14 protein-coding genes are annotated in these 16285 nt (G+C 48.1%); 12 read left to right on the top strand and 2 right to left on the bottom strand.

Going from position 1 to position 16285, the window contains the following annotated elements:
• Nucleotides 1-210: 210 nt before the first annotated feature.
• From KNQ12_RS06830 to KNQ12_RS06820, 3 genes are read left to right on the top strand one after another with little or no spacing between them, the layout of a single operon-like run.
• On the top strand, nucleotides 211-1596 hold the full coding sequence (locus KNQ12_RS06830; RefSeq protein ID WP_214747042.1) for a TcaA 3rd/4th domain-containing protein: 1386 nt from the start codon (nucleotides 211-213) through the stop codon (nucleotides 1594-1596).
• A gap of 20 nt (nucleotides 1597-1616) precedes the next feature.
• A complete protein-coding gene (locus KNQ12_RS06825; protein WP_035395989.1) occupies nucleotides 1617-2039 on the top strand; it encodes a zinc ribbon domain-containing protein in 423 nt (140 codons plus the stop codon).
• Nucleotides 2036-3766: a zinc ribbon domain-containing protein gene (locus KNQ12_RS06820; RefSeq protein ID WP_214747039.1), complete on the top strand. Its 1731-nt coding sequence runs from the start codon at nucleotides 2036-2038 to the stop codon at nucleotides 3764-3766. Before KNQ12_RS06825 ends, KNQ12_RS06820 begins: the two co-directional genes overlap by 4 nt.
• A 42-nt stretch (nucleotides 3767-3808) precedes the next feature.
• Here the strand turns inward: KNQ12_RS06820 and KNQ12_RS06815 are convergent, their stop codons facing one another.
• Nucleotides 3809-4492 (bottom strand): hypothetical protein, encoded by a 684-nt coding sequence (locus KNQ12_RS06815; RefSeq protein ID WP_174316611.1) that lies wholly within the window; start codon nucleotides 4490-4492, stop codon nucleotides 3809-3811.
• Nucleotides 4489-5238, bottom strand: coding sequence for a zinc ribbon domain-containing protein (locus KNQ12_RS06810; RefSeq protein WP_214747036.1), 750 nt, complete (start codon nucleotides 5236-5238; stop codon nucleotides 4489-4491). Before KNQ12_RS06810 ends, KNQ12_RS06815 begins: the two co-directional genes overlap by 4 nt.
• A gap of 84 nt (nucleotides 5239-5322) precedes the next feature.
• On the opposite strand from KNQ12_RS06810, the gene KNQ12_RS06805 reads away from it, so the two are divergent.
• From KNQ12_RS06805 to KNQ12_RS06765, 9 genes are all read left to right on the top strand, one after another.
• Nucleotides 5323-6555 carry a J domain-containing protein gene (locus KNQ12_RS06805; RefSeq protein ID WP_214747033.1) on the top strand — a complete coding sequence of 411 codons (1233 nt, stop codon included), beginning with the start codon at nucleotides 5323-5325 and terminating at the stop codon, nucleotides 6553-6555.
• Nucleotides 6556-6573: 18 nt separating this feature from the next.
• Nucleotides 6574-7479, top strand: coding sequence for a hypothetical protein (locus KNQ12_RS06800; RefSeq protein WP_214747030.1), 906 nt, complete (start codon nucleotides 6574-6576; stop codon nucleotides 7477-7479).
• A gap of 120 nt (nucleotides 7480-7599) precedes the next feature.
• Nucleotides 7600-8271, top strand: coding sequence for a response regulator transcription factor (locus tag KNQ12_RS06795; protein ID WP_023469441.1), 672 nt, complete (start codon nucleotides 7600-7602; stop codon nucleotides 8269-8271).
• Nucleotides 8268-9653 carry a HAMP domain-containing sensor histidine kinase gene (locus KNQ12_RS06790; protein WP_214775412.1) on the top strand — a complete coding sequence of 462 codons (1386 nt, stop codon included), beginning with the start codon at nucleotides 8268-8270 and terminating at the stop codon, nucleotides 9651-9653. The genes KNQ12_RS06795 and KNQ12_RS06790 overlap by 4 nt, the downstream gene beginning before the upstream one ends.
• 95 nt (nucleotides 9654-9748) lie before the next feature.
• A complete protein-coding gene (locus KNQ12_RS06785; protein ID WP_214747024.1) occupies nucleotides 9749-10525 on the top strand; it encodes a DUF3919 family protein in 777 nt (258 codons plus the stop codon).
• Nucleotides 10522-11511 (top strand): ABC transporter substrate-binding protein, encoded by a 990-nt coding sequence (locus KNQ12_RS06780; RefSeq protein ID WP_214747021.1) that lies wholly within the window; start codon nucleotides 10522-10524, stop codon nucleotides 11509-11511. The genes KNQ12_RS06785 and KNQ12_RS06780 overlap by 4 nt, the downstream gene beginning before the upstream one ends.
• 35 nt (nucleotides 11512-11546) lie before the next feature.
• Nucleotides 11547-12956, top strand: a complete 1410-nt coding sequence (gene uhpT, locus KNQ12_RS06775; protein WP_214747018.1) for a hexose-6-phosphate:phosphate antiporter — start codon at nucleotides 11547-11549, stop codon at nucleotides 12954-12956.
• 180 nt (nucleotides 12957-13136) lie between these two features.
• Nucleotides 13137-14666, top strand: a complete 1530-nt coding sequence (locus KNQ12_RS06770; protein ID WP_214747014.1) for an FAD-dependent oxidoreductase — start codon at nucleotides 13137-13139, stop codon at nucleotides 14664-14666.
• A gap of 135 nt (nucleotides 14667-14801) precedes the next feature.
• Nucleotides 14802-16274, top strand: a complete 1473-nt coding sequence (locus KNQ12_RS06765) for a glycosyltransferase (protein WP_174316604.1) — start codon at nucleotides 14802-14804, stop codon at nucleotides 16272-16274.
• Nucleotides 16275-16285 lie beyond the last annotated feature (11 nt).

Below are 16285 nucleotides of genomic sequence, written 5' to 3'. Positions count from 1 at the left end.
TGCCACCCTTATCTTTGTGTAGCTCGACTTTTGAGTTAATCCTTTTATCCGTACAACTGCATTTGGTAAACAGTTTTTACATTTTTTATTTGATATTAAAATTAGATTCTAAAATATTCTGATGAAATATAGTAAAAAAGTTGAATGCATGTTAGTATTTTCTATGGTTATTTTTTACTATAAATAGATGACGAGTGAGGAGGACATCGAATGGCATGTGTGAACTGTTCGGATGCCGCAAGACGTGGACTGAAATTTTGTCCAAGTTGCGGTGATGCCCTAGAAAAACATGTAGAACACCCAGAACCTGTGAAAACAGAACGGGATGCGAGACCCGCGCGCTCTAAAAAGATGAGCAAGTCTGCGAAAGCAATTCTTCTGTCTGTCGTGTTAGTGGTCGTAGCAGGCGGCGCCTATTATGGACTCGCTACGCAATGGTTCACAGTTGAAGCGACGACGAATGAAGTACGTGACGCGATTCGCTCAGGTGACGCTGCGTTACTTGCTGAGCATACAGAATTTAATGGAAAGCCGATCGACCAAAAAATGGCACAACGCTTTTTAGATGCCTTGAAAGAGACGCCGGAACAAAAGAAATCATTCATGGATTATTTATTGATGGCTGGTGCGTCGATTCAAGCAGAAAACGAAAGTGACGTTCCTGGTCAAATCGTAGCAAACGGTCGTCAGCTCGGTATTTTCAAGGATTACCGACTCCGTCTGGATACGGTCAAAACGGAAGTCGTCAGTAATTTTAAAGGAACAAAGGTCACACTCGTGAATCCGGTCGGGACGGAAAGCAGCAAGGCGTCGGAAGAAGGCATCATGATGGACGGTGTCTATCCGGGATTGACCGATGCGAAGATTGCGTATGACGGTGAATATGGAAAAGAAACGAGTGAGGTCACGATCAACCCGTTGACGCTGGATGCGTCGAATCGCAAATTCGAAATCACGTTAAAAGGGGATGCAATCGAACTGGATCAGACCTATCCGGATGCCTATTTGATCGTTGACGGGAAGTCGACTTCTAAACAAGTGTCGGACTTGAAGAACTACGGACCGATCCCGAAAAACGGAATCAAGCTCTCAGTCGAGAATGACTTCCCGTGGGGAGAAGAAACGTCAGATGAGATTCTCGTCAAACCCGATACGAAAAAAGCGACATTCACATTCAAACCGTCTGAAGCCGTTTTAAACGAACTTCAGGGAGTCGTCGAAGCGCATGCATCTGACTGGGTCGATGCAGCGATCTATCAGGATACGAGTTACTTCTCGCTCGTTGATGATGCGTCATATCTCGCAAAACAACAAAAGAACTATGACGATTGGAGCCGGAAGGACTTGGAGTGGGACGGTGAATTCATGAACGCATCGATTGATCGTTCTTCAGCGAAGTTCGTCGAATATGGCGATACGGTCGGCATCGAAGTCATGGCGACGACATACATCCGGGGTGAAATGTACACACCGGATAGTGAATCACCAGGAAAATCGACCGCAAAATCCCTCTTCCGTTATCTCTTCACGTATACGAGTGGTGAAGATAGTTATGAAGAAGAGTTCCGAATTCAGCAAGCAACGAACATCAAATGAACATAAGGGAGGCTATACAGATGATGGATTGGCAATCAGTCAAATCACGTTTTCAAGGAATGACAGCAAAAGAATTACAGGAACAGGCCGAGCAAGCACGACGTGAGAAAGGGCGCTTGTTGTATGAAATCGGTGAGCGGCATTACATGAAGCTCCGAAGTGAAGGACGTCGTCAAGAAATCGAGGAGATTCTTGCGCAAGAAGTACTCGTATTCGGCGCCTTGTCACGGATCGACGAGATGGAAGTCGAAGCGGCTCAAAAACAATGCAAGTCATGCCGTACGACGCTTGAGCCAGGCGCGAAGTTCTGCGGGAAATGCGGTACGTCCGTCCCGCGCGAGAACGAACAAGCGAAAGTTGAATGCATGACGTGCCACACGCCACAACGAAGTGAGCAACACTATTGCACATGTTGTGGATCGGAAATGGGGCAACGTCTATGAAATATTGTTCGACCTGTGGACAAGCGCATGCTCCGCACGCCCAGTACTGCGAAGTAGACGGAACACCCTTAGACAAGCAGGGTCGTCCTATCCGTTTTGAACAAGCTGCGCATTTCTGTGTCGGGTGTGGTACACAAATGGACGGTCGTTCGTCCTACTGCCCAAATTGCGGACATTCGCGTCTTGTCGCCGCGACGTCAGAAGAGTCGCTCGTGGATCGTCTACCGGGCATGCACGATATTCGGCAAAAGCTAAAGTCGCAAGATTGGAATGTGAATCTTCCGTGGAAAGAGCGGGGACGAGCATTCTTATCGCGATTCAATCTATCACTCGGGAATCCGAGTCTTGCGATTGGTAGTATCACTGCTGTCATCTTTTTTGCTGCCATCATCGTCTTCTTATTCGTCATGCTGGGTCTTCTCAGCGATAATCCGGCACTCGAAGGAGTCAAGACGGTGCAACAAAACATGGGAGACGACTTTAGTACGTTCGGCATGTTCTTCTTCCTCGCATTCGTTGCGCTTGCTGGTCTACAACTGACATCAAGTGAAGACTTGAAGTCGCGCTTTCTGATGGAAGTGACAGGTAACGATACGGAATATTTCTCTGAAATTCAAAAAGCTGTCAATCAGCTTGATTTTCATATTTTCTCAGGGCACTTCTTGTTGTCCTTACCGGGGCTATTTCTTCTTATCGGAAGTGCCTGGTTACTCGAACGCGGTGGTGTCATAGGAATCAAGGCGACATCGTGGAATGAACGCATTGAACGTGCTGTCGTATTCGCCCTGACGTTATCAGTGATCACGCTGGTCGTCGGATTGTTTGCGACGGACTTCGGAATCTTCGATCTGCATCTGTTCGCTGGGATGATTCGTATTTTCATTCTATCGTTTGCTGGTGTCCTCTTATTCCAATTCATTGGTCAAACGAATCTCGACGGTTCTTGGCAGGTCGGACGGATTGCCGCGACGACGTTGATGAGCATCTACTTGCTCGGTGTCCTTCTGACATCGTTCGGGCAACTGTATTACATTAATCAGATGGATGAACTGGACGAAGTCGAATTCGGTGAATCCGCAAGCCTTGTTCTGTTGAGTGGCGCATCTCCGTTTTACGCGATGTCACAAGCAGGACAAGTCGACTTCAAGATGACTGTCTTGACGGAAGACTTCCATTTAGGTGCTGCCTTATATGGCGAAGACCGCTTAAGTGATCTTCAACGGCCGGTCGAAGAAGCCGGAGAAGCATCGAATCTTGGTCGCATTCAAGGAATCATCTACAATCAGATTGAAAATGGAGAAGAGCCGACACTCGATCCGAAAGTGACACGTTTCGATGAGACCGTGGATGCGGGACTGTTGACACGCTTCGCACAAATGGCAGATGCCTCCACGTCGTTCGAAGAAGAACAACTTGTCAATTCAAGTGTCGCCCCGTACGGCTTGATTGCTTTAATTCTGATGTTCGTCATTCACGTCGGAATCGGTTTCCGCTGGATCCGGACGTTACCTGGTGTTGCAATTTATGCTGGTGTGTTCTTGGTCGGTGGACTTCTTTTAGCTTACTTCACACAAGCACGACTTGAAATTCAATGGGACAACGATTTATTAGCCGGTATCGTCGTCTCTACGTTGACATGGTGGAATGCGTTCATGCTCTTCCTCTTCCCGTTCCTCGGCGGATTGGCAGGGTATGGATTGAGCCGCTTCAAAGATACAAAAGGATGATTCAAAAAACGCTTGTCTCCGTTTTCGAAGACAAGCGTTTTATCATAAGGATTGTTTGGTCGTCTGTTCAAAGTCGATCGTCGAGTCCTGCTCAATGCCCATACTATGGAATGTCAGGCTGCCGTCTTCATTAAACGTGATCTCTAAAGCTGACTCATAAAAGTAGAGCATCAAGCTGTTATCGGAATTAAAACGTCCGCTGTACGAATAGTCATCGAGGGGTTGTCCTTCAAAATCACGGGCATCATGAACCGTCAATGTCGCCTCACGATTCGGACGTGTCACGACATCGATCGTCGCATCGGTATAATCTTGCTCGTACTCGCCTTGATCGCTCGTCGAGTAAGTATAGGTTCCTGCCACGTCACGAAACGCCTTCTCTACTTTATTAAGAGTCCGGTGGCGGCGTGCGGCTTCGTTCGCGAGTGCTCGGTCACCAAACGTCTGGTTCATGACCCGTTCCGCGTAACGTACAGCATCGGTCGTCTGATTCATGAATAAAGCGGCCTCTAGATCATGAAACGCTTTTTGTTGTTGTGTCAGCGCAATCAGACGTTTGTCTGTCGCTCCTTCTGCACGAGCCTTTTCACGCCATTGTTGTTCTTCGTAAAGGTCTCCGGAAAGCGTGCTTTGAGCACTTTGCTTTAAGTAAAGATCCGCTGAATCCTTGTTACAGCCACTGAGTACGAGAGCTGTGAAGAGAAGAGGAAGTACACGTGACATCATGAGGTAGCCTCCTTCTTGAACGTTCGTTTAATCGACGTGATGTAATACTGTTCGTCATCGAACGTGATTTCATATTCGACGCTGGCGCAATGAGATGGCTGGTTTTCCATATCGAAGTCTCGTCGATCGTATGTTTCGGTCGTCTCGACATGGAAGTGTGTTTCATCAATGGCTTTTATAACGTCGAACGTCATATTTTGTAAGGCGACGTGGCTTGTTGGACTTTCTTCTGAAAAGGCGAGTCGATTGCCGAAGGACTCGCGCTCGTCTTCCGTCAAATCATCGTCTCCATAGAACAAGTCGGCATACGGTATGTATTCATCGAGTGACGAGTCGTAGTATTCCCAGTCACCGCCCGTTTCGTTTCCGATCGAAGGAAGACGCTCGGCATACGTACTCAAAAAGTGGTATAGCGAATCGGGTGATGCCGTATCAAACGTGAGGAAATCCTCAAGTTCGTCATCTGTAAGCTGGTTTCGTTGAGTCGATGAGAAACCTTCCGGCAAGACCTGATCGACATCCGCAGCGGACCGCGTCAACTCACTTGTTTTAAACAACGGTTGTGCAGCTTGATATTTCAAGTAACCGAACGTACCTCCACCGATACAAAGCATGAGAAGTAACAATCCGATGAACCATGATTTTTTAGATGAACGGGACCGCGTTCGATGATTCTTTTGACCACAGACCGGACAATAGATCATCTGGTCATTCATCGGGGTTTGACAATTCGAACAATGTGACACAAAAAGCACTCCTTTCTTACCTTTGTCATTATAATGTAAAATAAAGATAAAAAATAACAAAATTTTTAAAAAGGAGAGGGAATTATGGATCCATATGAACGATTAGGGATATCGCGTACCTCATCGATGAAAGAATTGGAGCAAGCGTACGCTGAAAAGTTAGAAGCGCATCCAGACGAATCCGAGGAACGGACGGAAATCGAACGAGCATACGTCGTCATCAAGTATGAGAAAAAACAAAAGAATAAGCGGAATAAGCGAACGGTTGGAATCGGAGCGCTCGTTCTTCTGCTCGCTGCCGGTGGAGGGACGTATTTCTTCTTGAATCAGGAAGAGGCGCCTCAAGTGGTCGAGCGTAAAAAACAGAATGCTTCATTCGTCATTGGTGAGGAAGAGAAGAAGAGTGAGGAAAAGACGGATTCGAAATCGTCGCAAGATCCGGAAACACCGCAAAAATCAGACTCGAAGGCAGTATCGGAACAAGACTATAAAGATATCCAAGATATTTCGACACTCTTCTTCCGAGAACTCGAAGATGCATTGACAGACCGAAGTGTCAAAGGACTTTCCGTCAGCACCGATACGTACAATCAGACATTCCAAGGGAGCTTGAATGACTTAGTCACAGGTGGATACATCTTTGACGGAGAGCTCAGCGTCAAGGACATTCCTCAAAACGACATCACGATTAAAGGGGACCAAGCAACGGTCAAAGCGACAGTCGATTATTCCTCTCGATCGTACCAACCCTATCTACATGAACGTCCAGAATCGAGTACGATCGTTTGGGAATTGAACCTCGTCAAGTCCGGGAAAGACTGGCTCGTCAATCAGCGGAAATCTCTCTCGGATTCAGCGGACGGTAGAGGGATGGAAGTCCGGGAGTCCGTCAAAGGAGATATCATCGATACGGTTCACCAGCATGCGAAGGAATGGGAGCAGGCATATATCGATAAAGACACGTCTGCGTTCACGTTATTCACGTCGGCTGCTTACTTGAACAAACAACAAAGTTATTATGCCAGCATGAACAAACGTGGTGTCTATTGGGATGGATACCTCGATTCGGTCGAATATTCACCGGCATCGATCACGGTCAGCGAAAAAGCAACGGATTTATCGGCTACGGTCGAAGCGCTATGCTATTACGAGGGCGATTATTATCGAGAAGAGGATGATTCACTTGAGGAGAGCGACCCAGGAGAAGACATCCCGTTCAAGTATTATCTAAAATATGATGTGAAGAATGAACGATGGTACATCGTGGATTCACAACCACTGAAATCATTTAGCCAAAACGATACGACGACCTATTAAATCAGAGGAGGACTTATAGTGAGAAAAATCGTAGTAGCATCGACACTTGCTCTTGTGCTCAGCACGTTGCCAGCAGCGAGTGACTCAGCAGCAGCTTTAAGAAAAGGGGAAAAATCAATCGTTGATCGACAAATCGCTTTACTAAAAAAAAGCAAGCTATCCGGTGGCTACAAACCGATTGATGTACGGTCCGTCTATCTACTTGGTGGAAAATACCCTGAGACGTTCACGCTGTATGAACGCTTCAATTCGAAGACGTATACGAATGATGTCATCGGAAAAGCTCAAAAGTACGATGCGAAAAAGAAGAAGTGGACGACGATCTATACATATACGGATCGGGACACGGGTTACTACGATGTTTGGTCGAAAGGGAAGTTAGTCGATACGAAGAAGGAGCAGCTTGTCATCGGATCAGTCGAAGGAAGTGGGGGCTTTTTAATACCCATACTGATCGGGTCGACGAACGGGAAGTCGATCAAAAAGATGTTCGAAGCAAAACAAGCATATGTGTTTGGTCAGGCACTCATCAAAAATAAGAAATTGTATCTGGGATCTTCCACTATCGTGTATGACGTCTATTCCTATCAAAACAAGACGTTGAAACATCGGATCGGTTCAGGAGCGGATGACCGGGCGGCTGTCGGAAAAGTTTCAACATACATGTTACTTGATTACTATGGTGGTAGAACACATCTGACAAGTGGGAAGTCGATAACGCTAAAAAAAGGTCAACGTTTTGGAATCGTCCGTAAGTCGACGAAGGATACAACGCCTTACGTCTATCGGGTATTTTCTTCAGGAGAGGGGAAGATAGAGGGTGACGGAAATGGTTTTAAAGCGGTCGAAAAGGGCGTTGAGAAGTGGAACTTTGAGCCGGATGCTTACGATAAGTCCGTTACAGTGAAATTTACAGTGAAATAAGTACAAGCCAGGTCCTGTCGATTCAGGAGCTGGTTTTTCATTTGTCTATTCGGTGCGATTGCAAGCGATTCCATGATACGCTAGGGAACAGAAAAACCTGTTCAGAAAGAAGGAATTCCTATGCATATTCTTGTCATCGATGATGAGGCGAGCATTCGGCATCTCGTCAAACTACAACTTGAGCTCGATGGTCAGACGGTCGAGACGGCAGCGGACGGGGCAACGGCACTCGCATTGCAAGAGACGCAGACGTTTGATTTGATCGTCCTTGATTTGATGCTACCGGATACGACCGGCTTCGATTTGATTCCCAAGCTACGGAAGACGACACCTGATTTACCGATCTTGATGCTGACAGCACGTGATCAAATGAATGATAAGATCATCGGTCTGCAGCTCGGAGCGGATGATTATATGACGAAACCGTTTAATGGAACAGAGCTCGTTTTACGTGTGAAAAATCTGTTGAAACGTGTAAAGACGGTCGCACCACCCATGCCTGTCGTGACGGATCCCTTCTTATCGGTTGATCCGGAAGAACGCGTCATCCGTCTCGATGGTCAACCGTTACCGCTGACGTACCGAGAGTATGCGTTGCTCGCACTCTTCCTGACCCATCCGAAACGGGTCTTCGAGCGTGACGAACTGCTCGAACAGGTCTGGGGCTTTGACTTCTCCGGTCAGACCCGTGCCGTCGATATTATGGTCCAGCGTTTACGGAAGAAACTCGGAGCGCAAGGGGAGCGGATCAAGACGATTTACGGTGTCGGCTACAAATGGGTCGACGCATGAAGCTACGTCAAGTCATCACGGAAAACTTTGTTTTGCTCCTCGTTCCGGCACTGCTCGTTCTCTTCTTGATTCTTTATGCCTTTATTCAATCGAACCTCTATGAGAACGCCGTCGAGTCTGTCCAAAAACTGAGTCGGGAAGCAGAACTCTATACGACGAACTATCTCGCGAGCGAAGAGACGGACTCGCTCGCCGATACGGCTGTCCCAATCGCTTCATACTTAGCAGACCGGTTTGACGCGCGCGTCCAACTGTTCGGACCGAATGCGGAACTACTCGCCGATTCGGAGCGCGATCAATTACCGCTTCTCGCAGGGGACATTGATCAAGCCTTAAAAGGAAAATCGAGTTATCTGTTCCTCAAAGAGACCGATGTTCCTGTGCTATTCTTCTCGAGCCCGCTGTATGGTGAGACAGACGTCATCGGTTCAGTCCGCTTTCTCGTCGATCTCCGGACGGAAGCGGAACTGCTTCGACAATTTACCTATGTCTTCACCGGTGTGTTTCTGATGTTGATTGTGATTGCCGTTTGGACAGCGCGGCGGATGGCGAAGACGTTAATTGGACCAATCGACGATTTACGTAGCGTCTCGCATGCCTTGACGAAGGGGCATTATGCAAACGCACTTCCAGCCTATCCATACGAAGAACTGAATCGACTGGCAGCGGACTTTTCGACGCTTGCTGACGCGATTCAGCACAACATCGGGCAACTGGAGCAACAACGAAACGACCAACAGACGTTCATTGATCACATCACCCATGAACTTCGAACACCGATGACGGCGATCATGGGCTACGTCGAGTTAATTCCGAAGCTGCCGCCAGACGAAGCGGCACACTGTTACCACTACATCGAAGTCGAGAGCCAGCGCTTATTACGACTCGTCTCGCATAATCTCGAACAGGCGAAACAACAGCGCAACGAACGCCACGCGACGTCGACGATGTTCGCACTCGATGCCCTGCTCGCAGACGCCTTATTCATCATGCAACTGCGACTTGACGGACAAGGGATTCAAGTCGAACAGGATGTTCCGCCTATTTACGTGCTCGGACAACCGGATCAGACGAAACAAGTCTTGTTAAATCTTCTCGAGAATGCCGTCAAATACAGTGACGCGATGACGGTGACGTTCGCAGTAGTCAGTACGGACACGAGCTTACAACTTCTCATGACAGATGACGGAATTGGTATGGATCCAGCCGTCCTGACCGAATGGAAGGAGGAGCAACATAGTCTGACGACGGCGAGCGGGAATGGACTCGGTCTACCGCTTTGTCGGCGTTTGATGCAGGAACAAGGCGGTGATTTTGCACTGGAAAGTGATGCGAGCGGTACACGTATCACACTTACATTCCGATTAGCCGACCAAACGTGATGTAATCGCTTACAAATGATACATTTACGAAACAATTCGACCGGATTTACGAAACAATTACCCCGTAATCTAAGAATCAAGCAAGGAGAGGAATCATGAAAGCATCGACCATCGCCTATCTCTTCCTGATGGGGGTCTTGTTTGCCCTCGGTCTTCTTTTGCTTCAGCAGACGGTCTTCGGACGCTTACATGTCCTCGATGGACCGAAACGACTGAATGCTTCCGATGACTCGCTCCCGACCGAGTTGACGTTACGTCACCGGGCATGGGGGGAGCAGACGGTAGAAGACGGAACGGAAGTCCAGCGCATCACGACGCTATTGAAGCAAATGAAGACGGTGACAAACGGGACCTGTCCAGCAGATCCTGCGACATTTAACGGGACGCTTCGTTTCTTAAACGGAACGACGTGGACGTTCTCGCTCGGGGAAAGCATGACACTGAATGGACAATGTGTTGCAAAACGTCCCAGCACCCAGACGACGACATTAAAAGCACGGTTCTTAAACGCTTACCACGAACCGGAACAGCTCGCGCGTCAGTTTGCTGAGGCGGAAGTCGTGACATGGTATGCAGCGGGACGGTCGCGTACTCTAACCGCACGCGAGCGTGAAGACGTCAAGCGTCGCCTGGCGCAAGCAGAGCCGATGACGGACTACGAAGAAGTCGGTCAGGCACTTGATGCGAGTCAGCGGCAGCCGCGCATTCTCAAGCTTCAACGGTTCATGAATGAGCAGAATACGCGTGCCAATCTGCTGAATATCACCGTGTACGAGACATTGTTCAGCGTTCAGTACATGGATGATGACAATGGAAACACTTTCTATTTAAAAGGACAACTCCTGCCGACCGGGAAGGAGGCAGATCGATGAGAAAAGGAATGCTCTTCTTGCTGAGTATCATTTGTCTCATGAGCATTTGGATCGTCCGCAACAATGAGCAGACGAAGCAGGGAACGGCTGCACGGGAAACCGTTCCGCATTTGACGGCGTATGTCTCCGCGAAAGAGGATATCGGTCGCGCCTTGCTGTCGTCATATTGTGAGCAGGCGGGTTGTACGTATGAGTTCGTGCGTCTCTCGACAGAAGAACTCGTCCGGCGTGTTACGAAGGAAGCGGATCACCCGCGCGCCGACGTCATCATCGGCGGAACATGGGATGCCCACCAGACGCTCAAACAACGCGGCTTATCGACACCGTTCCCAAGCGACATGGATCAAGCGGAACTGCAGGATCCGGATCGCTACTGGATTGGCTATGAAGTCGAACGCTTAGCGATCGTCATTAATACAGACGTTTGGAACGAGCGGTTCGGGGCAGCACCGTATCCGAAGACGCTCGCTGACTTGACGGCAAAGCGGTATCAGAACGAGTTGATTTTGCCGGATCCGAACCATTCTGGTACCGGTGCCACGATTCTGCAAGCGGTCTTTGACGGATACGGAACGAAGGCGGAAGATGTCTTACGCCAGCTAATCGAGCGAACACGACTATTCACGGCGAACGGCTTTGCACCGACGTCGTATGTCGCCAGTGGGGAAGCGATGCTTGGGGTCAATTTCATCGGGGATCAACAATCGCTGCGCGAAAAGTATTATCCGGTCAAAAGCATTCCACTCGATACGTACTCGATCAACGCGATTTCAAAGCTGAAAGGACGGACGCAACAAAAGCAGGCGAACGCCTTCATGCGTTTCGTGCTCTCAGCAGACGGTCAGGCAATCTTGCGGAAAGTCTCGTTTGGTACGCCGACCTATGCGATCGCGAAGACACAACCGATCCAGCAAAACGTCGGACAGGATATCGTCGCCGACTATCGGGATTATCTCCGTCGATTCAATCAGCTCCAGGACAAATGATGCGAAGACTCTGATTCAGATAGGGGAAATGGAAGATGGGCTTCTTCAGCATCAAAAAATTGCCGAATGCCGGCATACCAATCGAAGTACAACGGAAACAATGGTTACAACAATTCTTAAAGGCATTTTTAGTCGTCTTCTTCTCATACATGGCGATGTATCTCATCCGGAACAACTTCAAGGCAGCGCAACCGCTCTTGAAAGAGGAACTCGGCTTTACGACGACGGAACTCGGATATATCGGCTTCGCCTTCTCGATTACATACGGAATCGGGAAAACGTTACTCGGTTATTTCGTTGACGGGAAAAACACGAAACGTGTCATCTCGTTCTTATTGATCTTATCTTCTCTAATTGTCACCGCGATGGGACTGTTGATGAGTGCCGGTGGAAGTCCAATCGGTCTCTTGATGGTTTTATGGGGACTTAGTGGCTTTTTCCAATCGGTTGGGGGACCGTCGTCGTACTCGACGATTGCTCGCTGGACACCGTTTGAAAAACGCGGACGCTACCTCGGCTTCTGGAACGTTTCGCACAACATCGGTGGAGCGATTGCCGGTGGTCTCGCCCTTTGGGGAGCGAACGTCTTCTTTAACGGCAGTGTCGTCGGGATGTTCATCTTCCCAGCTGCGATCGCGCTCGTCATCGGGATCGTCGGTCTGTTCATCGGGAAGGATGATCCGGAGGAACTCGGATGGAATCGGAGTGAAGAAATCTTCGAGGAACCGATCGAACCGGAAAATATTGCTGCAGAAAGCATGACAAAATGGCAAATCTTCAAGACATACGTTATCTCGAACCCCTGGATTTGGACGCTCTGTATCGCGAACGTCTTCGTCTATATCGTCCGGATCGGGATTGATAACTGGGCACCACTCTACGTCACGGAACACTTGCACTTCAGCACGGAGAGTGCCGTCAATACAATCTTCTTCTTTGAAATCGGTGCGTTATGCGGCAGTATGATTTGGGGTTACGTGTCCGATTTACTCAAAGGACGCCGGGCGCTCGTTGCCGCGATCTGTCTTTTGCTGACGGCCGTCGCGGTCCTCGGTTATCGTTACGGTACGAGTGAACTCATGATTTATGCGTCATTGTTCGCACTCGGTGCGCTCATCTACGGCCCGCAGCTCTTGATCGGTGTCTCGGTCATCAGCTTTGCACCAAAACAAGCGACGACAGTCACGAACGGGATGGTCGGAACGTTCGGTTACTTGTTCGGTGATTCGATCGCAAAAGTCGGTCTCGCAAAAATCGCTGATCCGGAAACGAATGGTCTAACGATCGGTTCCGTTACATTGCACGGTTGGAGTGACACGTTTGTCATCTTTAATGCTGCGTTACTGTTCGGTTTGATCGCCCTCGCCATTGTCGCCGTCGTCGAGGAGAAAAAGATTCGCCGCCTCGGACTGCTGGAACGCCAAGCGGACAAACTAAGTTCATGAATATGGACAGCCTCTTGATTAAAAAGGGGCTGTTTTTCGTTGCTCATATTTAAGGTTCAAAAACTTCGGATGACGTTCTTATATAAAAAAATATCTTTTGTGCATGTTTTGTCGCAGACAGGGAAGCACTAATACTATCGAAGTTGATCGTTGTGCCTGTTTGAAGAGAGGAGTTTTTGTATGTCTGAATTATCCGGTTTCCCGTCATCGTATTGGAAAGCATCATCTGCTGGTGTATCGTATCCACCCCTTGAGACAGACGCAAAACATGATGTCGTCATCGTTGGAGCTGGCATTGCCGGTTTAGTCACCGCTTTGCAACTCGCAGAACGAGGGTATGACGTGGGTGTTATTGAAGCAGAAGAGGTGGCATCTGGTACGACTGGATATACGACGGCAAAGGTGTCGTCTCAACATGGTCTCATCTATGATCAATTGATCAAAAGTGTAGGAGAGGACAAAGCACGACTTTATTATCAAGCAAATGAAGAAGCTATTACGTTTCTTCGTCATCAAGTCGAACGTCTTGATCTAGCGTGTGAGCTTGAGACCCAAGATGCGTATCTGTATGTCTCTTCTTCAAAAGAGCATGCGATGGATCGTGAAATCAAAGCGTATGCTCGTCTTGAGATAAACGGTGGCGATGCGACAGATGAAGTACAGAAGAAGTTGCCGTACACCGTGAAGCGGGCGGTCGTTCTGCGCGATCAAGCACAGTTTCATCCCGTCAAGTACTTACAGGGCTTAGCAGAACATTTCGTCCGACAAGGTGGGACGCTGTATGAAAAGTCACGGGCGACGACGATTGAAAGTAATCGAACACCGACGATCGTCCTTGAGAATGGACATCGTATTGAAGCTAAGAAGGTCGTGATCGCAACCCATTTTCCGTTTCATGATTTCAAAGGATTATATTTTTCGAAGCTTGAAGTTCATCGATCGTACATCGTTTCAGGATTCGTCGACGATTCGTTTCCTGACGGTATGTTCATGAGTGCCGATCAACCAAGTCGTTCTTTACGACACACACGTACTTCGGACGGTCGTCGATTAGGACTGTTTGGTGGAGAAAATCATTTATCGGGTCACGAAACGGAAACGATGGCACGTTATCAGCACTTAGCAGATTTTGCGACGAACGCCTTTCAAGTGGAAACGTTCGACCGATTTTGGTCGGCGCAGGACTTAATTACACTGGATCACATCCCGTATGTCGGTCAAATGACAGCAGATGACCCGAACGTCTTTGTCGCAACCGGATTTGCAAAATGGGGCATGACGAATGGTATTGCGGCAGGACTGTTACTCAGTGATCTTTTAACTGGGACACCGAATCGGTTTCGACATCTGTTTGATCCGACGCGATCAAAACTTAAAGCAGTCGACGCGACCCAATTCATCAAGAATAACGCGGATGTCGCGATTGAACTCGTAAAAGGGAAAGTATCAAAAGCACATCGTGACGCAAAAGATCTTCAGCCTGACGAAGGAGGACTTGTGCGGCATCATGGAAAGACAGTCGGGGGATATCGTGATCCTGCCGGAAGGCTTCATCTCGTTTCAACGACGTGTACCCATATGGGATGTGATACGAAGTGGAATGCAGCCGAACGCTCATGGGACTGTCCGTGCCATGGTTCGCGCTTTGCACACGACGGGGCAGTGATGGAAGGACCTGCTGTTAAACCGTTAAAAAAGAGGGAAAAGTAAACAATATGCTCGTTGAAGTTTCTGAGAGAGGCAGTTCGGAAATAATAAAAGATGCTGAAATATGAAAAAGAAAACAGGCGACTGTCTGTCTTGACAGAGAATAGTTCGGAGAACGGGAAAAAGGAAGTGTGAATCATGCTGTATACGATGACTTCGACATTGCCGGCACAACATGGGGGACGCACGAAGTCGCTCCTCAGTCGAATCGCAATGATCGAAAAACACCTTGGCTATGCGACAACGATCCTTACAACCAACTATGATGCAGCATACGATCGTATCGTACAAATCTTTAGAGAAAAGAACATTTTAAGCGAGACGACGCAAATCGAGAATATCTACGAATGGCTCTCCGGAAATCGATTATATGGAGCTACGACACCGTTTGTGACTTCCCGGGAAATCGAAGGATTACGAGCTGTGCAGGTAGACACAGACACAGTCCGGTACTATGACGGGGACACATATGTCTTATACCGGAAGTACCATGAAGCGAGTGATCAGCTGTCGTTTGAAGACTTCATGAGTCCTGCATCGAAGAAAAAAGTCGAACGTTGGCAATATAACGATAACGGTCGATTGCATCGCAAGATTCGATACTCACCAAAAACGCATAAAAAAATTCATGAACAGTTCTATGATCAAGAAGGTCATATCTACTGCGAAAAACATTATGAGGAACAAAAACGGAATAAATTGATTTCGATTCAAACCTACCAACTTGGACGTCCTGTCCATACCTTTCAGACTGAAAAGGATTTATTTCTCTACTACTTCAATCACCGTTTGACGGATGGAGATATCGTCTTCAACGATGCGCGACTTCTCGACTGGTCATTGCTCAACTGTCAGGTACGGACAAAAAATATTCTCGTGTTCCATAATTCTCATTTGGAGTTAGATCAGCAACGAATCAAAAAATCTTACCAAACCGCTCTCGAAGGATCAGATCGTGTGGCAAAATATCTCGTCTTGACGACACATCAAAAAGACGAGATTCAAGCGCGTTTTCCGATACCGGATGATCAGTTCGCAGTCATTCCGCACTCGATCAAACCGGTCGAAATCGACCGGACGCATGTAGAGGATCAATTCTGTTTTATCGGACGCTTTGGAAAACAAAAGCAACTCGAGCACTTGCTCCGCAGTTACGCAATCTTCAAACGATCGGGACATCCGACGAAGCTTGCGCTGTATGGCGCGGATGAGGATGGACAACTAGCATTGATGAAGCAGATGATGTATTTACTGAATATCGAGGAAGATGTTCTCATTCACGACTTCACATCGACACCGGACCAAGTCTTCGCTGCGTCCCGTGCGTCGTTATTGACGAGTCGCTTTGAAGGATTCGGATTAACCGTCATGGAAAGCATTAATGTCGGCTGTCCTGTCATTGCTTACGACGTTCGGTACGGACCGCGTGAAATCATCGAAGATGGTCAAAATGGTTACCTCGTCCCTGAAGGAGACGTCACGGGATTCGCAGAAAAGATGGTCGAAATCGTCGAACGACCACTCCCACATGTGCGGACGAAACCTGGGTTATATGAAACACAAGGCATCGAAAATTACCGCAACCTGATGAACTGGCTGCATACTGAATGATCGAAGGAGCG

The sequence above is a fragment of the Exiguobacterium sp. s11 genome (genome assembly GCF_018619015.1).
In the GTDB taxonomy this organism is placed as follows: domain Bacteria; phylum Bacillota; class Bacilli; order Exiguobacteriales; family Exiguobacteriaceae; genus Exiguobacterium_A; species Exiguobacterium_A indicum.
The sequence above is the reverse complement of the archived record's forward strand: the minus strand, read 5'-3'. Positions and strand labels throughout refer to the sequence as shown.

Excerpts from the sequence above, each read along its gene's own strand:
- KNQ12_RS06785 (WP_214747024.1), top strand. The coding sequence starts at position 9,749 with ATGAAAGCATCGACCATCGCCTATCTCTTCCTGATGGGGGTCTTGTTT.
- KNQ12_RS06795 (WP_023469441.1), top strand. The coding sequence starts at position 7,600 with ATGCATATTCTTGTCATCGATGATGAGGCGAGCATTCGGCATCTCGTC.
- KNQ12_RS06770 (WP_214747014.1), top strand. The coding sequence starts at position 13,137 with ATGTCTGAATTATCCGGTTTCCCGTCATCGTATTGGAAAGCATCATCT.
- KNQ12_RS06790 (WP_214775412.1), top strand. The coding sequence starts at position 8,268 with ATGAAGCTACGTCAAGTCATCACGGAAAACTTTGTTTTGCTCCTCGTT.
- KNQ12_RS06780 (WP_214747021.1), top strand. The coding sequence starts at position 10,522 with ATGAGAAAAGGAATGCTCTTCTTGCTGAGTATCATTTGTCTCATGAGC.
- KNQ12_RS06805 (WP_214747033.1), top strand. The coding sequence starts at position 5,323 with ATGGATCCATATGAACGATTAGGGATATCGCGTACCTCATCGATGAAA.
- KNQ12_RS06815 (WP_174316611.1), bottom strand. The coding sequence starts at position 4,492 with ATGATGTCACGTGTACTTCCTCTTCTCTTCACAGCTCTCGTACTCAGT.
- KNQ12_RS06825 (WP_035395989.1), top strand. The coding sequence starts at position 1,617 with ATGATGGATTGGCAATCAGTCAAATCACGTTTTCAAGGAATGACAGCA.
- KNQ12_RS06830 (WP_214747042.1), top strand. The coding sequence starts at position 211 with ATGGCATGTGTGAACTGTTCGGATGCCGCAAGACGTGGACTGAAATTT.
- uhpT (WP_214747018.1), top strand. The coding sequence starts at position 11,547 with ATGGGCTTCTTCAGCATCAAAAAATTGCCGAATGCCGGCATACCAATC.
- KNQ12_RS06820 (WP_214747039.1), top strand. The coding sequence starts at position 2,036 with ATGAAATATTGTTCGACCTGTGGACAAGCGCATGCTCCGCACGCCCAG.
- KNQ12_RS06765 (WP_174316604.1), top strand. The coding sequence starts at position 14,802 with ATGCTGTATACGATGACTTCGACATTGCCGGCACAACATGGGGGACGC.